The sequence below is a fragment of the Pseudomonas sp. MDT1-17 genome (assembly GCF_054898105.1).
In genome coordinates, this window is sequence record NZ_JBUBVM010000001.1 from 2,822,264 (window position 1) to 2,842,578 (window position 20,315).

The following is a 20,315-nucleotide window of genomic DNA, read 5'->3' on the forward strand; positions in this document are numbered from 1 at the left end:
ATCCATGGATATCCGTGGTCTGGGTTACGTCACCCTGTTATCCAGCGACCTGGCGCAATGGCGTCAGTACGCAAGCCAGGTGCTGGGCATGATGGTCATCGGCAGCGCTGATGATGAGCGGCTGTACCTGAAAATGGACGATCGCCATTACCGCATTCTGGTGGAGAAGAGCACTCAAGATGGTTTCGGCGCCTGCGGCTGGGAAGTCCCGGGAAAAGCGGCACTCGAGCACGCCGTCAGCGTCCTGCAACAGGCCGATGTGCAAGTCACCCGCGGCCCAACGGCTCAAGCCGAAATGCGCAAGGTCCAGGAACTGGTTCACTTCAGCGACCCGGATGGCAATCGCCACGAACTGTTCTGGGGACCTCAGCAGGACTTCGCACGGTTCGTCTCGCCGGTTGGGGTCAAGGGTTTTGTCACCAACGAACTGGGTATGGGCCACGTGGTATTGCCGGCGCCGAGCTTTGAGCGTTGCCGGGATTTCTACGAGCAGGTACTCGGCTTCGGTCTGTCCGACCTGATGAAAGTCCGCTTTACCCCGGACCCGGCCGAGCCGCAAAAGCGCATCCACTTCCTGCACTGCAATAACGGCCGGCACCACTCGCTGGCGATTTTTGAGTGCCCGATGCCCCACGGCTGCGTGCACATGATGGTCGAGGTCAACACACTGGACGAGGTCGGTCGCGCCCTCGATCGCGTGCAGGCAAACGGCGTGAAGCTGTCGGCCACCCTCGGTCAGCACACCAACGATCAGATGATCTCGTTCTACATCAAGACGCCGTCCGGGTTTGACCTGGAATACGGCTGCGATGGCCTGGTGGTCGATTGGGATCGCCACACACCTTTTGAAAGCACCGTGGTCAGCCACTGGGGCCATGATTTCAGTGTCGGTCGCCAATGAGGACTATGACGATGGACAAGCGAATGACCACGGCCGAGATGGTTGGCCAACTGCGTGACGGCATGACCATCGGCATCGGTGGCTGGGGACCGCGGCGCAAACCCATGGCGTTGGTGCGGGAGATTCTGCGCTCCGACCTCAAGGACCTCACCGTCGTCGCTTACGGCGGTGCCGACGTTGGCATGCTCTGCGCGGCCGGCAAGATCAGGAAACTGGTGTTCGCCTTCGTTTCCCTGGATTTCATTCCACTGGAACCGTATTTCCGCAAGGCGCGCCAAGAGGCGGCACTGCACGTGATGGAAATCGACGAAGGCATGCTCCTGCTCGGTCTGCGGGCTGCAGCCATGAACGTGCCGTTCATTCCGACGGCGGTCGGGTTGGGCACCGATGTGCTGCGCCACAACCGGCAGATCAAGTTGATCGCTTCGCCTTATGCCGATGGCAAGGACTGGGTCGCCATGCCGGCGCTCAAACTCGATGCGGCGCTGATTCACGTCGACCGTGCCGATGCGCGAGGTGTCTGCCAGATCAGTGGCCCCGATCACTACATGGACGACCTGTTCGTGCGTGCCGCGACTCACAGCTACGTCACCTGCGACGAACTGGTCGACAGCGAATCTTTCCATGCCAATGCAGGGCAGGCGCATCAAGTGTTCTGGGAACGCAACCTGACCACCGCCGTGGCCCACGTCCCAGGCGGTGCGCATCCGTCTTCCTGCGCGCCGCTGTACGGTTTCGACGTGGCGCACTTCAAGGCCTACAACGCTTCGGCCCAGGCGGTCGATGGCTGGCAGGATTACGTCCGGGATTACGTTGACTGCACTCACGAACAGTACCTGGACAAGGTCGGCGGCCTGGCTGCCATCCGCCAGCTTCCTCTGCCGGTTTTCTAAGCGAGCCTCGATATGACCACTACTGCAACCACTTACAGCCTCGCCGAACTGATGATCTGCGCCGCTTCCGAGGCCTGGCGCGACGATGGCGAGGTTCTGGCCAGCGGCATCGGGGTGATCCCGCGTCTCGCTGCGTCACTGGCGATGCTCAGCAGCAATCCGCAGCTGCTGATGACCGATTCTGAAGCCTACATGGTCGCCGAACCGGTGCCGCTGGGTGCGCGAAACGGCTATCAGCCCAAGCGTGACAGCTGGATGGGGTTCTCGCGGATTTTCGACAATGTCTGGGGCGGCAAGCGCCATGCGTTGGTCGGCCCGACCCAGATCGACCGTTTCGGCCAGGCGAACATTTCGTGCATTGGCGACTACGCCAAACCCAAGGCGCAGATGCTCGGGGTGCGTGGTTTTCCCGGCAACTCGATCAGCCACGCCAACTCCTTTTGCGTGCCCAGCCATAACCGTCGGGTGTTCGTCGAAGGCGAGGTCGATATGGTCGCCTCGGTCGGCTACAACCCGGCCCGCCTGGCTCGCGGCTGGTCGCTGGACGAGATCGATATTCGCCTGATCATCACCGACCTCTGCGTCCTGGATTTCCAGGGGCCGCAACGGCAGATGCGGATTCGTTCGTTGCACCCTGGCGTGAGCGTGGCCGAGGTGCAGGACAACACCGGGTTTGCTTTGCATGTGCCGCAAGACTGCCCGACCACCGCTGGCCCGAGTGTCGAGCAATTGCAGCTGATCCAGCGTCTGGATCCGCACAACCTGCGTGCCAGCCAGCTCAAAGACAACCCGCCAGGCCAACGCTGAGCGCCCCCGGTTTTGGAGAAAAGTGATGGCTGAACATAACGATAAAAACCGGGCCGACGTGGTGCTTTACGAGGTGCGTGGCGCGGTGGCCCTGGTCACCATGAACCGCCCCGAGTTCCACAACGCGCAGAACTCGCAGATGACCTACGCGCTGGATGTGGCGTTTCGCCGGGCCTGCGATGACGATGAGGTGAAAGTCATCGTGCTGCGTGGTGCCGGCAAGCATTTCTCCGCCGGGCATGACATCGGCACGCCGGGTCGCGACGTCGATCAGACCTTCGACCGTGCCAGCCTGTGGTACGACCATGTGAACAAGCCGGGCGGCGAGTTTCTCTACGCCCGAGAGCAGGAAGTCTATCTGGGCATGTGCCGACGCTGGCGCGAAATGCCCAAGCCAACCATCGCCATGGTCCAGGGGGCGTGCATCGCGGGCGGGCTGATGCTGGCTTGGGTCTGCGACCTGATCGTCGCCAGTGAGGATTCGTACTTCGCGGATCCGGTGGTGCGCATGGGCATTCCCGGGGTCGAGTACTTCGCCCATGTGCATGAGCTGAATCCGCGTATCGCCAAGGAGTTTCTATTCCTCGGCGAGCGCATGCCGGCGGCGCGCGCCTATCAGATGGGCATGCTCAATCGGGTGGTGCCGAGTGAAGTGCTGGAACAGGAAACCCTCGACATCGCCGGGCGCATCGCGCAGATGCCGCGCCTGGGGCTGCAACTGAGCAAGCAGGCGGTTAACAACGCTGAAGACTTGATGGGCAAGCGCGCAACCATGGACATGGTGTTCGGTCTGCATCACTTCGCCCATGCGCACAATGAATTGGTGTCCGGTGACCGCCTCGGCGGTTATGACGCCAAGGCCATGGCCAGTTCGCAGCGCACATCGGGCGGGGCGTAAGCATGGCGATCTCTCTGAACACTCGACTGACCGAATTGCTCGGTTGCCGCTACCCGATCATCCAGACCGCCATGGGCTGGGTCGCCGACCCGAAACTGGTGGCGGCCACCGGTAATGCCGGCGGCTTCGGTTTTCTCGCCGGGGCGACCATCGAGCCGCAACGGATGGAGGCGGCGATCCTCGAAACACGGCGCCTGACTGATCAGCCTTTCGGCGTCAATTTTCATATGTACCAGGCCAACGCCGGCGAGATTGTTGAGCTGGTGTTGCGCCATAACGTCAGGGCAGTCAGCTACAGCCGCTCGCCCGGCAAACAAATGATCAGCCGTCTGAAGGACGCCGGCGTGGTGTGCATGCCCACGGTCGGTGCTCTGAAACACGCGCAAAAAGCCGTGGAAATGGGTGCTGACGCCGTCACCGTACAAGGCGGCGAGGGCGGCGGGCATACCGGGTCGGTGCCGACGTCGTTGCTGCTCGATCAAGTGGTCAACGCGGTCTCGGTGCCCGTGGTGGCCGCCGGTGGTTTCAAGGATGGCAAAGGCCTGGTCTCGGCCCTGGCGTACGGCGCCGAAGGCATCGCCATGGGCACACGCTTTCTGATGTGCGCCGACAGCCCGGTGCCGCAGGCGACGCTGGCGCGTTACCTGGCAGTCAACGACCCGGCGGCAATCATCATCAGCCGCGCCATCGACGGCATGCCGCAACGGATGATTCGCAACGAACTGCTCAACCAGCTTGAAACGAGTGGTGGTCTCAAACGCTTGTTGTTGGCATTCCAGAGTGGCCTGGCGTACCGCCGCCACAGTGGCATGAGCCTGACGCAACTGCTCGGCAGCGTTTTGAAAATGCGCGGCAGCGGTGAGCTGACGGCCGCGCAAAGCCTCATGGCCGCCAACGCACCGATGGTGATTCAGAAAGCCATGGTCGACGGGTTACCCGCCGAAGGTGTGCTGCCCGCCGGCCAGATCGCCGCATCCATCGACAGCTTGCCCAGCTGCGCCCAATTGATTGAACAGATCGTCCGCGACGCCGAATTGCGTCTGGGCGAGCTGTGCCGCCGTGTGTCGTGAAGGGGAAAGGCATGAAACCATTTAGCGTCAGTATCGATAACGGCATCGCCGAACTGGTGTTCAACCAGCCACCGGTCAACGCCTTCAATTGTCAGGGCTGGGCCGATATCGCCAGCGAGCTCGAAGCCCTCGGTCGCGACAGCAGCGTGCGGGTGATCGTGATTCGCGCCGAAGGTCGCGGTTTCTGTGCCGGGGTCGACATCAAGGAACTGGCCGCCGACGGCAACCTGATCGTGGCGGTGAACAAGGGCAACTACGACAGCTTCAAGGCGATTCACCGCAATCCGAAACCGGTCATCGTCGCCGTACACGGCTTCGTTCTTGGCGGCGGCATCGGCATCTGCGGCGCGGCCGACATTCTGGTGGCCTCCGAATGCGCCACCTTCGGCGTGCCCGAAGTGGATCGCGGTGCCATGGGCGGCGGTGCGCATTTGCAGCGGCTGTTCCCGGTGCAGAAGGTCCGTCACATGTACTTCACCGGCGAGATGATCGACGCCGCCGAGGCCTGGCGCCTGGGTGCAGTAGAGCGTGTGGTCAAGCGCGAGGACTTGCGTGAAGCCGCGCTGCAGATCGCCCGCAGCATCGCCGCCAAGAGCCCGGCCATGATCAGCCTCGCCAAAGAAGCGCTGAGCGGTATCGAAGACGGCAATCTGGAAGACAAATATCGCTGGGAGCAGGGCTTCACGCTCGAGGCTTATCGCTCACTGGACTCACAGGAAGCACGCGACTCGTTCGTCGAGAAGCGCGATGCCCACTTCAACGGCTGAAGGCACTCTCATGGACTTGACCTATACCCCGGCCCAACAGGCCTTTCGCGCGGAAGCGCGGACCTGGCTGGCGGCCAATGTACCCGGTGAACCGCTGCAATCGTTCGACACCGAGCAAGGCTTTGCCGCGCATCGTGCCTGGGAGAACCGGCTTAACGACGGTCGCTGGGGCATGGTCACCTGGCCCATCGATCTCGGCGGACGCGGTTGCGACTTGATCGAGTGGCTGATCTTCGAGGAGGAATACTACCGCTCTGGCGCGCCTGCACGGGTTAACCAGAACGGTATCTTCCTGCTCGGCCCGACGCTGATGGAATACGGTAGCGAGGAACAGAAAGCGCGCTTTCTGCCGCGTATGGCCACCGGTGAAGATATCTGGGCCCAGGCCTGGTCCGAGCCAGGCGCGGGTTCCGACATGGCGGCGATCCGCTCGAAGGCCGAGCGGGTCGGCGACCACTATGTGATCAACGGCCAGAAAACCTGGTCGACCCGCGCCGTATGGGCCGATTGGATTTTCGGTATTTTTCGCACCGATCCGCACTCACAGCGCCATCAAGGCCTGACATTTATCCTGCTGCCGCTCGACAGTCCGGGGATCACCGTACGGCCCATTCCGCAGCTCAATGGCTTGCCGGGGTTCGCCGAAATCTTCTTCGACGACGTCAAGGTGCCGGTGGAAAACGCCTTGGGTGGTGAGGGCATGGGTTGGCATGTGGCGATGTCCACCGCCGGGTTCGAGCGCGGTTTGCTGCTGCGTTCACCCGCACGCTTTCAGGAAACCGCTCGGCGACTGGTGCAGTTGTACCAGGCCAACCGCGAGCAGGCTGACCGCGACCCGGCCATTGGCGAAGCAGTGATGCGCGCCTGGCTGGACGCCGAGGCTTACACCCTGAGCACCTACATGACCGCCTCGCAACTGGTGCAGGGCGGCAAGATCGGGCCGGAATCCTCGACCAACAAAATCTTCTGGTCGGAACTCGATCAGCGCATGCACGACACCGCCATGAGCATTCTCGGCTTGCGTGGCGAGCTGCTGCCCGAAGCACCTGCTGCGGGCGACGTCGGCCATTGGCTGGAAGGTTTTCTGTTTGCCCAGGCCGGACCGATCTATGCCGGCACCAACGAGATCCAGCGCAACATCATTGCCGAACGCATGCTCGGCATGCCGCGTGCCTGAGGAATAGACCATGGACTTTAGTTTCAGCCGCGACCAGTTGCTGTTCCAGGACAACGTCAGAAGTTTTCTGATCAACGAGGTCACCCCGGAGCGCATTCGCGAACTTTGGCTCAGCGACAGCGGACGTAGCGATCAGCTCTGGGCCCAATTGGTGGAGTTGGGCCTGACTGCGCTGACCGTTCCCGAAGAGCAAAACGGGATGGGTATGAATGAGCTGGACTTCATTCTGCTCGCTCAGGAATGTGGGTATGCCGGTCTGCCCGAGCCGCTGGTGGAGACGATGCTGATCGGCGTGCCGTTGCTCGCCGCCCTTGATGAAAGCCACGCGGTGCTCAAACAACACTGGCTGGCGCGCGTCGCGGAAGGCCGCGCACGGTTGGCGATTGCCGAACCGGGTAACCCGCTGGTCAGCGATGCCCATGTCGCCGATTTGCTGTTGCTGGCTCATGGCGATGAGGTGCATGCGGTCGAACCTGGCGCGGTGCGCTTGACCCGCAATGTGTCGGTCGATCCCAGTCGTCAGCTGTTTCAGGTCGACTGGACGCCAACGCCCGCCACCTGCGTGGCCGCTGGCGAACAGGGCCGACGCTTGTGGGCCGCCGCGTTCAATCGTGGCGCCCTGGGCAGTGCCGCGCAAATGCTGGGACTGGCCAAGCGCATGGTCGACCTCGCGGTGGATTACACCTTCGAGCGCAAACAGTTCGGCAAACCGGTGGGTTCGTTCCAGGCGGTCAAGCATTTGATGGCCAACGTCGCGGTGCAGATCGAGTTCGCCAAAGGGCCGCTGTACCGCGCTGCCTATGCATTGGCCGAGCAGCAACCGGGACAGGACGTGCTGGTGTCCCATGCCAAGTTGGCGACTTCGGAGGCCGCCATGCTCGCCGCGAAAAACACCATTCAGGCTCACGGCGCCATGGGTTACACCTGGGAAGTCGACCTGCATTTGTTCATGAAGCGCGCCTGGGCACTGGACAAAGTCTGGGGTGATCGTGGCCATCACAAAGGGCGGATCCGCGCGGCGTTGTTCGACGGCAATCCAGCACTGGGTGCTGGCAACACTTTCTGACGGCGACTGTGCCCGACTTCAACATTTACCCCGAGGTACACCATGCCTGAAGCCTATATTGTCGACGCACTGCGTACACCCACCGGGCGGCGCAAGGGTGGTTTGAGCCAGATTCACGCAGCCGATCTGGGCGCCCACGTCTTGCGTGCACTGGTCGAGCGCAACGACATCCCCGATGACGATTACGACGATGTGATCTTCGGCTGTGTCGACACCATCGGTCCGCTGGCCGGGGACATTGCCCGCACCAGTTGGCTGGCCGCCGGCCTGTCGCAGGCGGTACCCGGCACCACCATCGATCGCCAGTGCGGTTCGTCCCAGCAAGCGGTGCACTTTGCCGCCCAAGCGGTGATGAGCGGCACCCAGGATGTGGTCATCGCCGGCGGCGTGCAAACCATGACCCAGATTCCTATTTCCTCAGCCATGATCGCTGCCGAACCGCTGGGCTTTAGCGATCCGTTCAGTGGGTCTGAAGGTTGGGTCCGACGCTACGGTACGCAGCCGCCGACGCAGTTCCGTTCGGCGCAGATGATTGCCGAGAAGTGGGGGCTGTCCCGCGAACAACTGGAAGCCTATTCACTGGAGTCCCATCAGCGGGCATTGCGGGCCATCGAGCAAGGGCGGTTCAACCGGGAAATCGTGCCACTGGCCGCAGTTGTGCACGACGAAACGCCGCGCCACACCAGCCTGGCGAAAATGGCCGAACTGGACGTCCTGTTTGGCTGCGACCGGGTGACCGCAGCCGTGTCCAGCCAGACCTGCGACGCGGCCAGCGCGATGCTGATCGTTTCCGAGGCGGCACTCAAGCGCTACGGGCTGACACCGCGCGCGCGTATCCACCACCTCAGCGTGCGCGCCGAAGACCCGATCTGGATGCTCACCGCACCCATCCCGGCCACCGCTTATGCACTCAAGCGAGCCGGGATGAAGCTTGAAGACATCGACCGGGTGGAGATCAACGAAGCCTTCGCCTCGGTCGCGATGGCCTGGCTCAAGGAGACCGGCTATCCCCACGAGCAGACCAACGTCAACGGCGGCGCAATTGCCCTCGGCCATCCGCTGGGCGCCACCGGCACCCGGTTGATGTGCAGCCTGCTGCATGAGCTGGAACGCAGCGGTGGTCGCTTCGGTTTGCAGACCATGTGCGAAGGCGGCGGCCAGGCCAACGTGACGATTATCGAACGCTTGTAAGCTGACCTGATTCCAGGATGCACACTGATCCTGTGGGAGTGAGCCTGCTCGCGAAGGGGCCATCAAATTCAACATTGATGATGACTGACCCACCGCTTTCGTGAGCAGGCTCGCTCCCACAGGGGATTAGTCGACTAGCTATGAATGTGAAGGAATAGCACCATGAAAATCTGTGAGAACCGCGTAGTGATCATCACCGGTGCCGGTGGTGGATTGGGCCGGGCCTACGCGCTGGCCTTCGCCGCCGAGGGCGCCAAAGTGGTCGTCAACGATATCAACCGAGAAGCAGCACTGGCCGTCGTCGCCGACATTGAGGCGCAGGGCGGTGTGGCGGTAGCCAACAGCAACGACATCACTCGCTACGACGATGCGGCGTTGATCGTGCGCCAGGCCATCGAAACCTTCGGCGGCCTGGACGTGGTGGTCAACAACGCCGGCATCTGTCGCGACCGCATGTTCGCCAGCCTCACCGAAGCCGACTGGGATGCGGTGGTGGCCGTGCACCTCAAAGGCCATTTCTGTATCGCCAGCCACGCCGCGCGTTACTGGCGCGAGCAGGCCAAGGGTGGTGCGCAGCTGAGTGCGCGGATCATCAACACCAGTTCCGGGGCCGGTTTGCAGGGCTCCATCGGTCAGTCCAACTATTCCGCTGCCAAGGCGGGTATCGCTGCGTTGACGCTGGTGCAGGCGGCCGAACTGGGTCGCTATGGCATAACCGTCAACGCCCTGGCCCCGGCCGCGCGCACCGGAATGACCGAGCAGGTGTTCGCCGATACCATGAAAAAACCCGAAGAGGGCTTCGACTACTTTGCTCCGGAAAACGTTGCGCCGTTGGTGGTCTGGCTCGGCTCGCAAGCGTCCAGTGCGGTCAACGGGCAGATGTTCGAAGTCGAGGGGGGCAAGTTGTCGATTGCCGACGGCTGGCGTAGAGGTCCTGAACTGGACAGGCAAGGGCGCTGGGCGGTGGGCGAGGTGGGGCCGGCGGTAGCGCAGTTGATGGCCCGGGCGGTGCCTGCGGCGAAAGTGTACGGCAGCTGATTGGGTCGCCCTAAGGGGATCAAGCACTTCCCTCTATATAGAGGGATCCGTTTTGCTCTTCTATATAGAGAGGAAAGGGGCTGTTTTCTGGCGTTCAGCAAGTGTTTGATAGAAAAGCTCAATTAAGGGTTGACGGCAGATTCTGGAAGTCTATAATTCGCCCCACTTCCGGCGCAGTCGAAACGGGAAACTCCTTGGTAAACAATGAGTTACGCAGTTTTCGGCAGCGGGTTGCTTCAGGTCATCGAAGCCCAGAAGGAGTTGAGAGGGCAGGGTTGTTTGGCTCTTTTAACGGTTCGATCTTCTCGGTCGAAAGTGGTGTAAAAGAGGTGTTGACAGCAGTGAGTAACGCTGTAGAATTCGCCTCCCGCTAACGAGAGATCGGAAGCGCAAGTGGTTGAAGTTGCAGAGGAAACTTTGAAAACTTCTTAAAATAACCGCTTGACAGCAACAGAGGCTGCTGTAGAATGCGCGCCTCGGTTGAGACGAAAGATCTTAACCAACCGCTCTTTAACAACTGAATCAAGCAATTCGTGTGGGTGCTTGTGGAGTCAGACTGATAGTCAACAAGATTATCAGCATCACAAGTTACTCCGCGAGAAATCAAAGATGTAACCAACGATTGCTGAGCCAAGTTTAGGGTTTCTTAAAAACCCAAAGATGTTTGAACTGAAGAGTTTGATCATGGCTCAGATTGAACGCTGGCGGCAGGCCTAACACATGCAAGTCGAGCGGCAGCACGGGTACTTGTACCTGGTGGCGAGCGGCGGACGGGTGAGTAATGCCTAGGAATCTGCCTGGTAGTGGGGGATAACGCTCGGAAACGGACGCTAATACCGCATACGTCCTACGGGAGAAAGCAGGGGACCTTCGGGCCTTGCGCTATCAGATGAGCCTAGGTCGGATTAGCTAGTTGGTGAGGTAATGGCTCACCAAGGCGACGATCCGTAACTGGTCTGAGAGGATGATCAGTCACACTGGAACTGAGACACGGTCCAGACTCCTACGGGAGGCAGCAGTGGGGAATATTGGACAATGGGCGAAAGCCTGATCCAGCCATGCCGCGTGTGTGAAGAAGGTCTTCGGATTGTAAAGCACTTTAAGTTGGGAGGAAGGGCAGTAAATTAATACTTTGCTGTTTTGACGTTACCGACAGAATAAGCACCGGCTAACTCTGTGCCAGCAGCCGCGGTAATACAGAGGGTGCAAGCGTTAATCGGAATTACTGGGCGTAAAGCGCGCGTAGGTGGTTCGTTAAGTTGGATGTGAAATCCCCGGGCTCAACCTGGGAACTGCATTCAAAACTGTCGAGCTAGAGTATGGTAGAGGGTGGTGGAATTTCCTGTGTAGCGGTGAAATGCGTAGATATAGGAAGGAACACCAGTGGCGAAGGCGACCACCTGGACTGATACTGACACTGAGGTGCGAAAGCGTGGGGAGCAAACAGGATTAGATACCCTGGTAGTCCACGCCGTAAACGATGTCAACTAGCCGTTGGGAGCCTTGAGCTCTTAGTGGCGCAGCTAACGCATTAAGTTGACCGCCTGGGGAGTACGGCCGCAAGGTTAAAACTCAAATGAATTGACGGGGGCCCGCACAAGCGGTGGAGCATGTGGTTTAATTCGAAGCAACGCGAAGAACCTTACCAGGCCTTGACATCCAATGAACTTTCCAGAGATGGATTGGTGCCTTCGGGAACATTGAGACAGGTGCTGCATGGCTGTCGTCAGCTCGTGTCGTGAGATGTTGGGTTAAGTCCCGTAACGAGCGCAACCCTTGTCCTTAGTTACCAGCACGTCATGGTGGGCACTCTAAGGAGACTGCCGGTGACAAACCGGAGGAAGGTGGGGATGACGTCAAGTCATCATGGCCCTTACGGCCTGGGCTACACACGTGCTACAATGGTCGGTACAGAGGGTTGCCAAGCCGCGAGGTGGAGCTAATCCCAGAAAACCGATCGTAGTCCGGATCGCAGTCTGCAACTCGACTGCGTGAAGTCGGAATCGCTAGTAATCGCGAATCAGAATGTCGCGGTGAATACGTTCCCGGGCCTTGTACACACCGCCCGTCACACCATGGGAGTGGGTTGCACCAGAAGTAGCTAGTCTAACCTTCGGGAGGACGGTTACCACGGTGTGATTCATGACTGGGGTGAAGTCGTAACAAGGTAGCCGTAGGGGAACCTGCGGCTGGATCACCTCCTTAATCGACGACATCAGCTGCTCCATAAGTTCCCACACGAATTGCTTGATTCATTGAAGAAGACGATATAGAAGCAGCCCGAAATTGGGTCTGTAGCTCAGTTGGTTAGAGCGCACCCCTGATAAGGGTGAGGTCGGCAGTTCGAATCTGCCCAGACCCACCAATTTTGTGTGGGAAACGCCTGTAGAAATACGGGGCCATAGCTCAGCTGGGAGAGCGCCTGCCTTGCACGCAGGAGGTCAACGGTTCGATCCCGTTTGGCTCCACCACTAACTGCTTCTGTTTGTTGAAAGCTTAGAAATGAGCATTCCATTGTGATGATGGTGAATGTTGATTTCTAGTCTTTGGCTAGATCGTTCTTTAAAAATTTGGGTATGTGATAGAAAGATAGACTGGACGTTACTTTCACTGGTAACGGATCAGGCTAAGGTAAAATTTGTGAGTTGCTCTTAATGAGTAAGAATGCGAATTTTCGGCGAATGTCGTCTTCACAGTATAACCAGATTGCTTGGGGTTATATGGTCAAGTGAAGAAGCGCATACGGTGGATGCCTTGGCAGTCAGAGGCGATGAAAGACGTGGTAGCCTGCGAAAAGCTTCGGGGAGTCGGCAAACAGACTTTGATCCGGAGATGTCTGAATGGGGGAACCCAGCCATCATAAGATGGTTATCTTAAGCTGAATACATAGGCTTAAGAGGCGAACCAGGGGAACTGAAACATCTAAGTACCCTGAGGAAAAGAAATCAACCGAGATTCCCTTAGTAGTGGCGAGCGAACGGGGACTAGCCCTTAAGTGGCTTTGAGATTAGCGGAACGTTCTGGAAAGTACGGCCATAGTGGGTGATAGCCCTGTACGCGAAAATCTCTTAGTCATGAAATCGAGTAGGACGGAGCACGAGAAACTTTGTCTGAATATGGGGGGACCATCCTCCAAGGCTAAATACTACTGACTGACCGATAGTGAACTAGTACCGTGAGGGAAAGGCGAAAAGAACCCCGGAGAGGGGAGTGAAATAGATCCTGAAACCGTATGCGTACAAGCAGTGGGAGCCCACTTTGTTGGGTGACTGCGTACCTTTTGTATAATGGGTCAGCGACTTATTTTCAGTGGCGAGCTTAACCGAATAGGGGAGGCGTAGCGAAAGCGAGTCTTAATAGGGCGTCTAGTCGCTGGGAGTAGACCCGAAACCGGGCGATCTATCCATGGGCAGGTTGAAGGTTGGGTAACACTAACTGGAGGACCGAACCGACTACCGTTGAAAAGTTAGCGGATGACCTGTGGATCGGAGTGAAAGGCTAATCAAGCTCGGAGATAGCTGGTTCTCCTCGAAAGCTATTTAGGTAGCGCCTCATGTATCACTGTAGGGGGTAGAGCACTGTTTCGGCTAGGGGGTCATCCCGACTTACCAAACCGATGCAAACTCCGAATACCTACAAGTGCCGAGCATGGGAGACACACGGCGGGTGCTAACGTCCGTCGTGAAAAGGGAAACAACCCAGACCGTCAGCTAAGGTCCCAAAGTTATGGTTAAGTGGGAAACGATGTGGGAAGGCTTAGACAGCTAGGAGGTTGGCTTAGAAGCAGCCACCCTTTAAAGAAAGCGTAATAGCTCACTAGTCGAGTCGGCCTGCGCGGAAGATGTAACGGGGCTCAAACCATACACCGAAGCTACGGGTATCACTTAGGTGATGCGGTAGAGGAGCGTTCTGTAAGCCTGTGAAGGTGAGTTGAGAAGCTTGCTGGAGGTATCAGAAGTGCGAATGCTGACATGAGTAACGACAATGGGTGTGAAAAACACCCACGCCGAAAGACCAAGGTTTCCTGCGCAACGTTAATCGACGCAGGGTTAGTCGGTCCCTAAGGCGAGGCTGAAAAGCGTAGTCGATGGAAAACAGGTTAATATTCCTGTACTTCTGGTTATTGCGATGGAGGGACGGAGAAGGCTAGGCCAGCTTGGCGTTGGTTGTCCAAGTTTAAGGTGGTAGGCTGGAATCTTAGGTAAATCCGGGATTCTAAGGCCGAGAGCTGATGACGAGTTACCCTTTGGGTGACGAAGTGGTTGATGCCATGCTTCCAAGAAAAGCTTCTAAGCTTCAGGTAACCAGGAACCGTACCCCAAACCGACACAGGTGGTTGGGTAGAGAATACCAAGGCGCTTGAGAGAACTCGGGTGAAGGAACTAGGCAAAATGGCACCGTAACTTCGGGAGAAGGTGCGCCGGTGAGGGTGAAGCATTTACTGCGTAAGCCCATGCCGGTCGAAGATACCAGGCCGCTGCGACTGTTTATTAAAAACACAGCACTCTGCAAACACGAAAGTGGACGTATAGGGTGTGACGCCTGCCCGGTGCCGGAAGGTTAATTGATGGGGTTAGCTAACGCGAAGCTCTTGATCGAAGCCCCGGTAAACGGCGGCCGTAACTATAACGGTCCTAAGGTAGCGAAATTCCTTGTCGGGTAAGTTCCGACCTGCACGAATGGCGTAACGATGGCGGCGCTGTCTCCACCCGAGACTCAGTGAAATTGAAATCGCTGTGAAGATGCAGTGTATCCGCGGCTAGACGGAAAGACCCCGTGAACCTTTACTATAGCTTTGCACTGGACTTTGAATTTGCTTGTGTAGGATAGGTGGGAGGCTTTGAAGCGTGGACGCCAGTTCGCGTGGAGCCAACCTTGAAATACCACCCTGGCAACTTTGAGGTTCTAACTCAGGTCCGTTATCCGGATCGAGGACAGTGTATGGTGGGTAGTTTGACTGGGGCGGTCTCCTCCTAAAGAGTAACGGAGGAGTACGAAGGTGCGCTCAGACCGGTCGGAAATCGGTCGTAGAGTATAAAGGCAAAAGCGCGCTTGACTGCGAGACAGACACGTCGAGCAGGTACGAAAGTAGGTCTTAGTGATCCGGTGGTTCTGTATGGAAGGGCCATCGCTCAACGGATAAAAGGTACTCCGGGGATAACAGGCTGATACCGCCCAAGAGTTCATATCGACGGCGGTGTTTGGCACCTCGATGTCGGCTCATCACATCCTGGGGCTGAAGCCGGTCCCAAGGGTATGGCTGTTCGCCATTTAAAGTGGTACGCGAGCTGGGTTTAGAACGTCGTGAGACAGTTCGGTCCCTATCTGCCGTGGACGTTTGAGATTTGAGAGGGGCTGCTCCTAGTACGAGAGGACCGGAGTGGACGAACCTCTGGTGTTCCGGTTGTCACGCCAGTGGCATTGCCGGGTAGCTATGTTCGGAATAGATAACCGCTGAAAGCATCTAAGCGGGAAACTAGCCTCAAGATGAGATCTCACTGGGACCTTGAGTCCCCTGAAGGGCCGTCGAAGACTACGACGTTGATAGGTTGGGTGTGTAAGCGCTGTGAGGCGTTGAGCTAACCAATACTAATTGCCCGTGAGGCTTGACCATATAACACCCAAGCAATTTGTGAACTCGAAAGAGGCCAGATTGCGGTGTGTGAAGACGACACCAGTCGAAAATTCGCAAGGCAACACACAAATCTATCGCCTACCCATTCGCTGGAGCGTGAACCTGAAAAGGCCCACGACCTGGCTACCGAATTTCTTGACGACCATAGAGCATTGGAACCACCTGATCCCATCCCGAACTCAGCAGTGAAACGATGCATCGCCGATGGTAGTGTGGGGTTTCCCCATGTGAGAGTAGGTCATCGTCAAGATTAAATTCCGAAACCCCTATCTGCGTATGCAGGTAGGGGTTTTGTTTTGTCCGCAGGAAAGTGTGAGTGGGCATTACCGATACTTGATCACAATCCCTTTGAGTTTCCGACCCTCAATGGTTTTTACGTCGCGAGCCCAAAGCGGCCCGTTGACATAGGCGCCCACCGGTTGGATATGGTCGTAGACCACCACCACGGCATCGCCGCCGAGTTTGGCGGACTCATCGCGCAGTTTTTCTTCTACCTGGGTGATGGGAGGGGCAGGTTCGACGCTTGCATCGATGAGCACTTCACCTAATCGGACGTGAGGACGAAGGGGCTCGGTGCGGGATGCTCCACGCCCACTTAGGCAGTGGTCTGGGCGTCGACGGTGGCGCACCCACTCAGCGCGAGCAGAGTAGCGGTGAGCCCTCCAGCCAGCAGTGACAGTTTGAAACGATTAGACCAAGGCACGTCATGGGCAGACATAGTGGGGTTCCTCCGAACAATCCGCTGCTGTGCGAGGTAGCGGGTTGACGGTAGCAGACGGTCCGACAGTTGCCAGAAGCCCAACCTTTTCAGGTTGGGCTTTTTCATGGTGCGCCAGGTATGGCGCGTTGCGCGCAAGCGCAACCAGTTTGGCTGTGGTGGCCACGCTGGTGACTTGGAGGTGAAAGTCCTCTACACACCCGGCAAGGGGAAGTGTTAGCCAGAGGCAAGGGTGTCGCGGGTGACTGCGAATCTGAAGGAAGCCCGAGGCAAAATGCTGGCCTGACGAACAGGAAGCGGATGAGGCGGCGTAGCGGGGTAAGACGGCCATAATCGTCAAAGCCCAATACTTGCACGGAACGCTACGACGTAGATCCGACAGGCATAAGCAGGAAGGTCGCGCGAATTACCCTGGGAGATCTGCACGTTTGCCACTGTGCTACCGAGCGTCGAGAGGCGACGGGATGAGCGTGCAGAAGTCAGCCGAGGCCGTAGTAAGTGGCAAATAACCCTGCCACCAAGGGCCGAACAGGTTATGCCGCCAGTAGGTGTCAGAGTCTCGTCGAATACCGAAATGCAGAAATTTCTCCCAGAGAAGACTGTTACTCCGAGTCCCGGACAGAATCCGAGGATGACGGCTGACAGCGCAAAGGTATCGACGGCGTCTGTGACGTGGACGAACGCGGAGCCGGACACGCTGATGGCGCGGGTGCTTGCACCCGCCAACCTCAGACGTGCGTATCATCGCGTAGTCAGCAACAAGGGCGCGCCGGGTGCCGATGGCATGACGGTCGACCAGTTGGCGGACTATGTGAAACAGTATTGGCCGACCCTCCAGAAGAGGTTGCTGGCCGGCGAGTACCACCCGCAAGGTGTACGCGCCGTCGACATCCCCAAACCCAAAGGCGGCACCCGGCAGCTGGGTATTCCCAGCGTTGTGGATCGCCTGATCCAACAGGCATTGCTGCAACAGCTCACGCCGATCTTCGACCCGCTATTCTCGGACTATAGCTACGGCTTTCGACCGGGCAGAAGCGCCCACCAAGCCATCGAGAAAGCCCGTGCCCATGTGGCGGCAGGGCATCGCTGGTGCGTGGAACTCGATCTTGAGAAGTTCTTTGATCGGGTTAATCACGACATCCTGATGGCTTATCTGGCGCGCCAAATCGAAGACAAGCGGGTGCTCAAGCTGATCCGTCGTTACCTCGAAGCGGGAACGATGTCAGGCGGTATCGCCAGCCGACGGCAGGAAGGGGCGCCGCAAGGCGGCCCGCTCTCGCCGTTGCTGTCGAACATCCTGCTCAACGAACTCGACCGCGAGCTGGAACGACGGGGTCATCGTTTTGTGCGTTATGCCGACGATGCGAACATCTATGTGCGCAGCCCTCGTGCTGGCGAACGAGTGATGAGGAGTGTCGAGCGCTTCCTGAATCAGCGCCTGAAACTGACGCTGAACCGGGACAAGAGCCGAGTTGCGGGGTCTTGGGCCTGCGACTATCTGGGTTACGGGATGAGCTGGCATCAGCAACCGAAGCTGAGAGTGGCGACGATGAGTCTGGGTCGCTTGCGCGACCGACTCAGAGAGCTGCTACGTAAAGCGCGGGGCCACAAGATGGCGAATATCATCGAGCGGATAAACCCCGTGCTGCGTGGTTGGGCGGGCTACTTCAAGCTGAGCCAAAGCAAACGGCCACTTGAGGAACTGGACGGCTGGGTGCGTCACAAGCTTCGTTGTGTCGTCTGGCGTCAATGGAAGCGGCCCTCTACGAGGGCGCGCAACTTGATACGCTTGGGACTTAATGAGGCGCGGGCGTGGAAATCGGCAGTCAATGGCCGAGGCCCATGGTGGAACTCGGGAGCGCCTCATATGAATCAGGCGTTGCCGAAGAAGCTGTGGGACCGACTCGGGCTGGTCTCGATACTGGATACGATAAACCGGCTTAGCCGTGTAACCTGAACCGCCGTATACGGAACCGTATGTACGGTGGTGTGAGAGGACGGCGGGGGCAACCCCGCCTCCTACTCGATCCTTGAGAAAGTGAATTTCACTGATCCTTTTCGCAATTCACCATCCACGACACACCAAACCTATCAACCAGCATGCCGAAGCGAGCTGCCCAGAACGTGGCTTCCAGTGGCATTCCCACCTTGCCGCCGTCCGACAACGCAGAAAACACCCGCTCTGCCTCCGCAATGCTGTCGATGATCAGCGAAACCGAACAACCGCTCATTTCGTCAGTGGGGCGGTCAGGTGTTGTGTCCGAGCCCATGATCGCCTGATCGCCCACCAGCAGGCGGGTGTGGATGATCAGGTTGTGGTAGTCCGCCGGAAAGTGCTCGCGCGCAGGGCTTTCGCCGAAGGTCATCATGACTTCGAGCTGGCCTGGCAGGCTTTGGGCATAGAAGGTGAAAGCGGCTTTGCAGTCGCCGTTGAAGATCAGGTAGGGATTGATTTTCATTTTTGGCTCCCGGTAACGAAGGAGGCGGAGGGTGGCTGGATTCACCTCCGGCTCCGCAGTGATTGGCTCCCTTTAGCAAAGCGTTAGACGGCGCGATTCGCAGGAATCGTTTAGACGTTTTTTCTATTGAAGCGACGTGGCTTATGGCTTGCTGTGGCCATGTGGCAATCCAGGGTCGCGGGGATATCGTCTTGGGTCCCTAGGCCACTGCGCGTGGTGCCGAGGGACGCAGCAAGCGCTCGATGGCACCGCTGACCAGGTTTTCCAGCAGCTCATCTCGCTCCGCTTCACTCAATGTATGCTGCGCCAGCCAACTGGGCGCGCTGTTGAGTAAGTTGGCGATTGCATGTCCGGTGGCCAACAGGCCTTGCTCACTGAACCGCGATCGGACCCCAAGCACCATGAGCAACTTGTGCTCGTATTGCTCGCGCAGCGCTCGAACCCGTTCCTGCTGCTCTTCATTCAGGCAGCCGCTGTCACGCTCCGCCAGACGAAAATGCCAGGGCATCTCCTGATGCAAATTCAAATGCGCTCGGATAAGGGCATGGAGCTTGTCACGTTTTGCCGGGGCCTTTTGCTCGATGCGGCCCAAGGTTGCCAGCAGCTCCTCGTAGAACTCCTCGATCAGGTCGAGCAGCAAGTGCTGTTTACTGGGGTAATGGTGATACAACGAGCCGGGGGCGAGCCCCAGGCAGGTCGCGAGCTCACGCATGCCAACCTGGCCGAAACCCTTGCTGGCGAACAACTCCAGCACCTTGTCCCGGTACTCGGCAAAGCGCGAGCAACGCTCAGGCATAGGCATGGAAGCCACGCCCCGTTTTGCGTCCCAGGTAGCCGGCGGCGACCATTTCCTTAAGCAGTGGAGCAGGGCGGTACTTGCTGTCGTTGAAGCCATCGTAGAAAGCTTCGAGAATCGCCAGCACGGTGTCCAGGCCGATCAGGTCCGCCAACGCCAGCGGCCCGATCGGCTGATTGCAGCCCAGGCGCATGCCGGCATCGATGTCTTCGGCACTGGCCAGGCCTTCCTGAAACACCAGAATCGCTTCGTTGATCATCGGCACCAGAATCCGGTTGACCACGAAACCCGGACGGTTGCCAGCGGTGATCGCGGTTTTGCCGAGTGTTGTCGCCATGTCCAGCGCCAGGGCGTGGGTGGCGTCGCTGGTTTGCAAGCCGCGAATCACCTCGATCAGGCCCATCACCGGCACCGGGTTGAAGAAGTGCAGGCCGATGAAACGCTCAGGCTGGCTGACGCTGGCAGCGAGCTGGGTGATGGACAGCGACGAAGTGTTGGAGGCGATCACGCACTCGGTGCTGACCTGTGCGGCGATTTGCTGTAGCACGCGCAGTTTCAGGTCGAGGTTTTCGGTGGCAGCTTCGATCACCATTTGCACGTTCTGCAAGTTGCTGTAGTCGGTGCTGGTGTGGATTTTGTCGAGGGCGGCGAGCTTTTGCTCTTGCGTCAGCGTTTCCTTGGCGATCTGCCGATCGAGGTTTTTGCCCACGGTCGCGATGGCTTTTTGCAGGGCGCTCTCGGAGATGTCGAGCAAGGTCACATTAAAACCGGCCAAGGCGCAGACTTGCGCAATGCCGTTGCCCATTGTGCCTGCGCCGATTACGCCAATGTTTTGCAGATTCATGTTCCGTCCTTCCGATCAAACCCCACGATACCTTGGCCGCCGTAGTGGCCGAAGG

14 protein-coding genes, 2 tRNA genes, 3 rRNA genes and 1 pseudogene are annotated in these 20,315 nt (G+C 58.5%); 16 read left to right on the forward strand and 4 right to left on the reverse strand.

Features of this window, described 5'->3' with window-relative positions:
• The first annotated feature begins 4 nt into the window (after positions 1-4).
• From ACYZTX_RS13075 to rrf, 15 genes are all read left to right on the forward strand, one after another.
• Positions 5-901, forward strand: a complete 897-nt coding sequence (locus ACYZTX_RS13075) for a VOC family protein (RefSeq protein ID WP_462034383.1) — start codon at positions 5-7, stop codon at positions 899-901.
• Between the two features lie 11 nt (positions 902-912).
• Complete coding sequence (locus ACYZTX_RS13080) at positions 913-1,794, forward strand: CoA transferase subunit A (protein ID WP_462034384.1); 882 nt, start codon at positions 913-915, stop codon at positions 1,792-1,794.
• A gap of 12 nt (positions 1,795-1,806) precedes the next feature.
• Positions 1,807-2,601 (forward strand): CoA-transferase subunit beta, encoded by a 795-nt coding sequence (locus tag ACYZTX_RS13085; protein ID WP_462034385.1) that lies wholly within the window; start codon positions 1,807-1,809, stop codon positions 2,599-2,601.
• Between the two features lie 25 nt (positions 2,602-2,626).
• On the forward strand, positions 2,627-3,499 hold the full coding sequence (locus tag ACYZTX_RS13090) for an enoyl-CoA hydratase (protein WP_462034386.1): 873 nt from the start codon (positions 2,627-2,629) through the stop codon (positions 3,497-3,499).
• 2 nt (positions 3,500-3,501) lie between these two features.
• Positions 3,502-4,569, forward strand: a complete 1,068-nt coding sequence (locus ACYZTX_RS13095; RefSeq protein ID WP_462034387.1) for an NAD(P)H-dependent flavin oxidoreductase — start codon at positions 3,502-3,504, stop codon at positions 4,567-4,569.
• 11 nt (positions 4,570-4,580) lie between these two features.
• Positions 4,581-5,336 (forward strand): enoyl-CoA hydratase family protein, encoded by a 756-nt coding sequence (locus ACYZTX_RS13100; protein ID WP_462034388.1) that lies wholly within the window; start codon positions 4,581-4,583, stop codon positions 5,334-5,336.
• A gap of 10 nt (positions 5,337-5,346) precedes the next feature.
• Positions 5,347-6,513, forward strand: coding sequence for an acyl-CoA dehydrogenase family protein (locus ACYZTX_RS13105; protein ID WP_462037032.1), 1,167 nt, complete (start codon positions 5,347-5,349; stop codon positions 6,511-6,513).
• Between the two features lie 10 nt (positions 6,514-6,523).
• A complete protein-coding gene (locus ACYZTX_RS13110; protein WP_462034389.1) occupies positions 6,524-7,579 on the forward strand; it encodes an acyl-CoA dehydrogenase family protein in 1,056 nt (351 codons plus the stop codon).
• Between the two features lie 42 nt (positions 7,580-7,621).
• Positions 7,622-8,770, forward strand: coding sequence for an acetyl-CoA C-acetyltransferase (locus ACYZTX_RS13115; protein ID WP_462034390.1), 1,149 nt, complete (start codon positions 7,622-7,624; stop codon positions 8,768-8,770).
• Positions 8,771-8,932: 162 nt separating this feature from the next.
• The gene (locus ACYZTX_RS13120; protein WP_462034391.1) at positions 8,933-9,808 is read left to right on the forward strand and encodes an SDR family oxidoreductase; all 876 of its coding nucleotides are present in this window, start codon (positions 8,933-8,935) and stop codon (positions 9,806-9,808) included.
• A 666-nt stretch (positions 9,809-10,474) separates the two neighbouring features.
• Positions 10,475-12,013, forward strand: a 16S ribosomal RNA gene (locus ACYZTX_RS13125).
• Between the two features lie 83 nt (positions 12,014-12,096).
• Positions 12,097-12,173, forward strand: a tRNA-Ile gene (locus ACYZTX_RS13130).
• 30 nt (positions 12,174-12,203) lie between these two features.
• A tRNA-Ala gene (locus tag ACYZTX_RS13135) sits at positions 12,204-12,279 on the forward strand.
• A 251-nt stretch (positions 12,280-12,530) separates the two neighbouring features.
• Positions 12,531-15,422: ribosomal RNA gene (locus ACYZTX_RS13140) — 23S ribosomal RNA — on the forward strand.
• A gap of 155 nt (positions 15,423-15,577) precedes the next feature.
• A 5S ribosomal RNA gene (rrf, locus tag ACYZTX_RS13145) occupies positions 15,578-15,693 on the forward strand.
• Together the 16S, 23S and 5S rRNA genes with 2 tRNA genes alongside form the textbook arrangement of a ribosomal RNA operon.
• Before the next feature lie 73 nt (positions 15,694-15,766).
• On the opposite strand, the pseudogene ACYZTX_RS13150 reads toward rrf, so the two are convergent.
• Positions 15,767-16,161: pseudogene (locus ACYZTX_RS13150) on the reverse strand (hypothetical protein).
• Positions 16,162-16,696: 535 nt separating this feature from the next.
• Between ACYZTX_RS13150 and ltrA the strand changes: the two are divergent.
• Positions 16,697-18,118, forward strand: a complete 1,422-nt coding sequence (ltrA, locus tag ACYZTX_RS13155; protein WP_462034392.1) for a group II intron reverse transcriptase/maturase — start codon at positions 16,697-16,699, stop codon at positions 18,116-18,118.
• 88 nt (positions 18,119-18,206) lie between these two features.
• Here the strand turns inward: ltrA and ACYZTX_RS13160 are convergent, their stop codons facing one another.
• From ACYZTX_RS13160 to ACYZTX_RS13170, 3 genes are all read right to left on the reverse strand, one after another.
• Positions 18,207-18,620 (reverse strand): VOC family protein, encoded by a 414-nt coding sequence (locus ACYZTX_RS13160; RefSeq protein ID WP_462034393.1) that lies wholly within the window; start codon positions 18,618-18,620, stop codon positions 18,207-18,209.
• A gap of 199 nt (positions 18,621-18,819) precedes the next feature.
• On the reverse strand, positions 18,820-19,422 hold the full coding sequence (locus tag ACYZTX_RS13165) for a TetR/AcrR family transcriptional regulator (RefSeq protein ID WP_462034394.1): 603 nt from the start codon (positions 19,420-19,422) through the stop codon (positions 18,820-18,822).
• Positions 19,409-20,260 carry a 3-hydroxybutyryl-CoA dehydrogenase gene (locus ACYZTX_RS13170; RefSeq protein WP_462034395.1) on the reverse strand — a complete coding sequence of 284 codons (852 nt, stop codon included), beginning with the start codon at positions 20,258-20,260 and terminating at the stop codon, positions 19,409-19,411. Before ACYZTX_RS13170 ends, ACYZTX_RS13165 begins: the two co-directional genes overlap by 14 nt.
• Positions 20,261-20,315 lie beyond the last annotated feature (55 nt).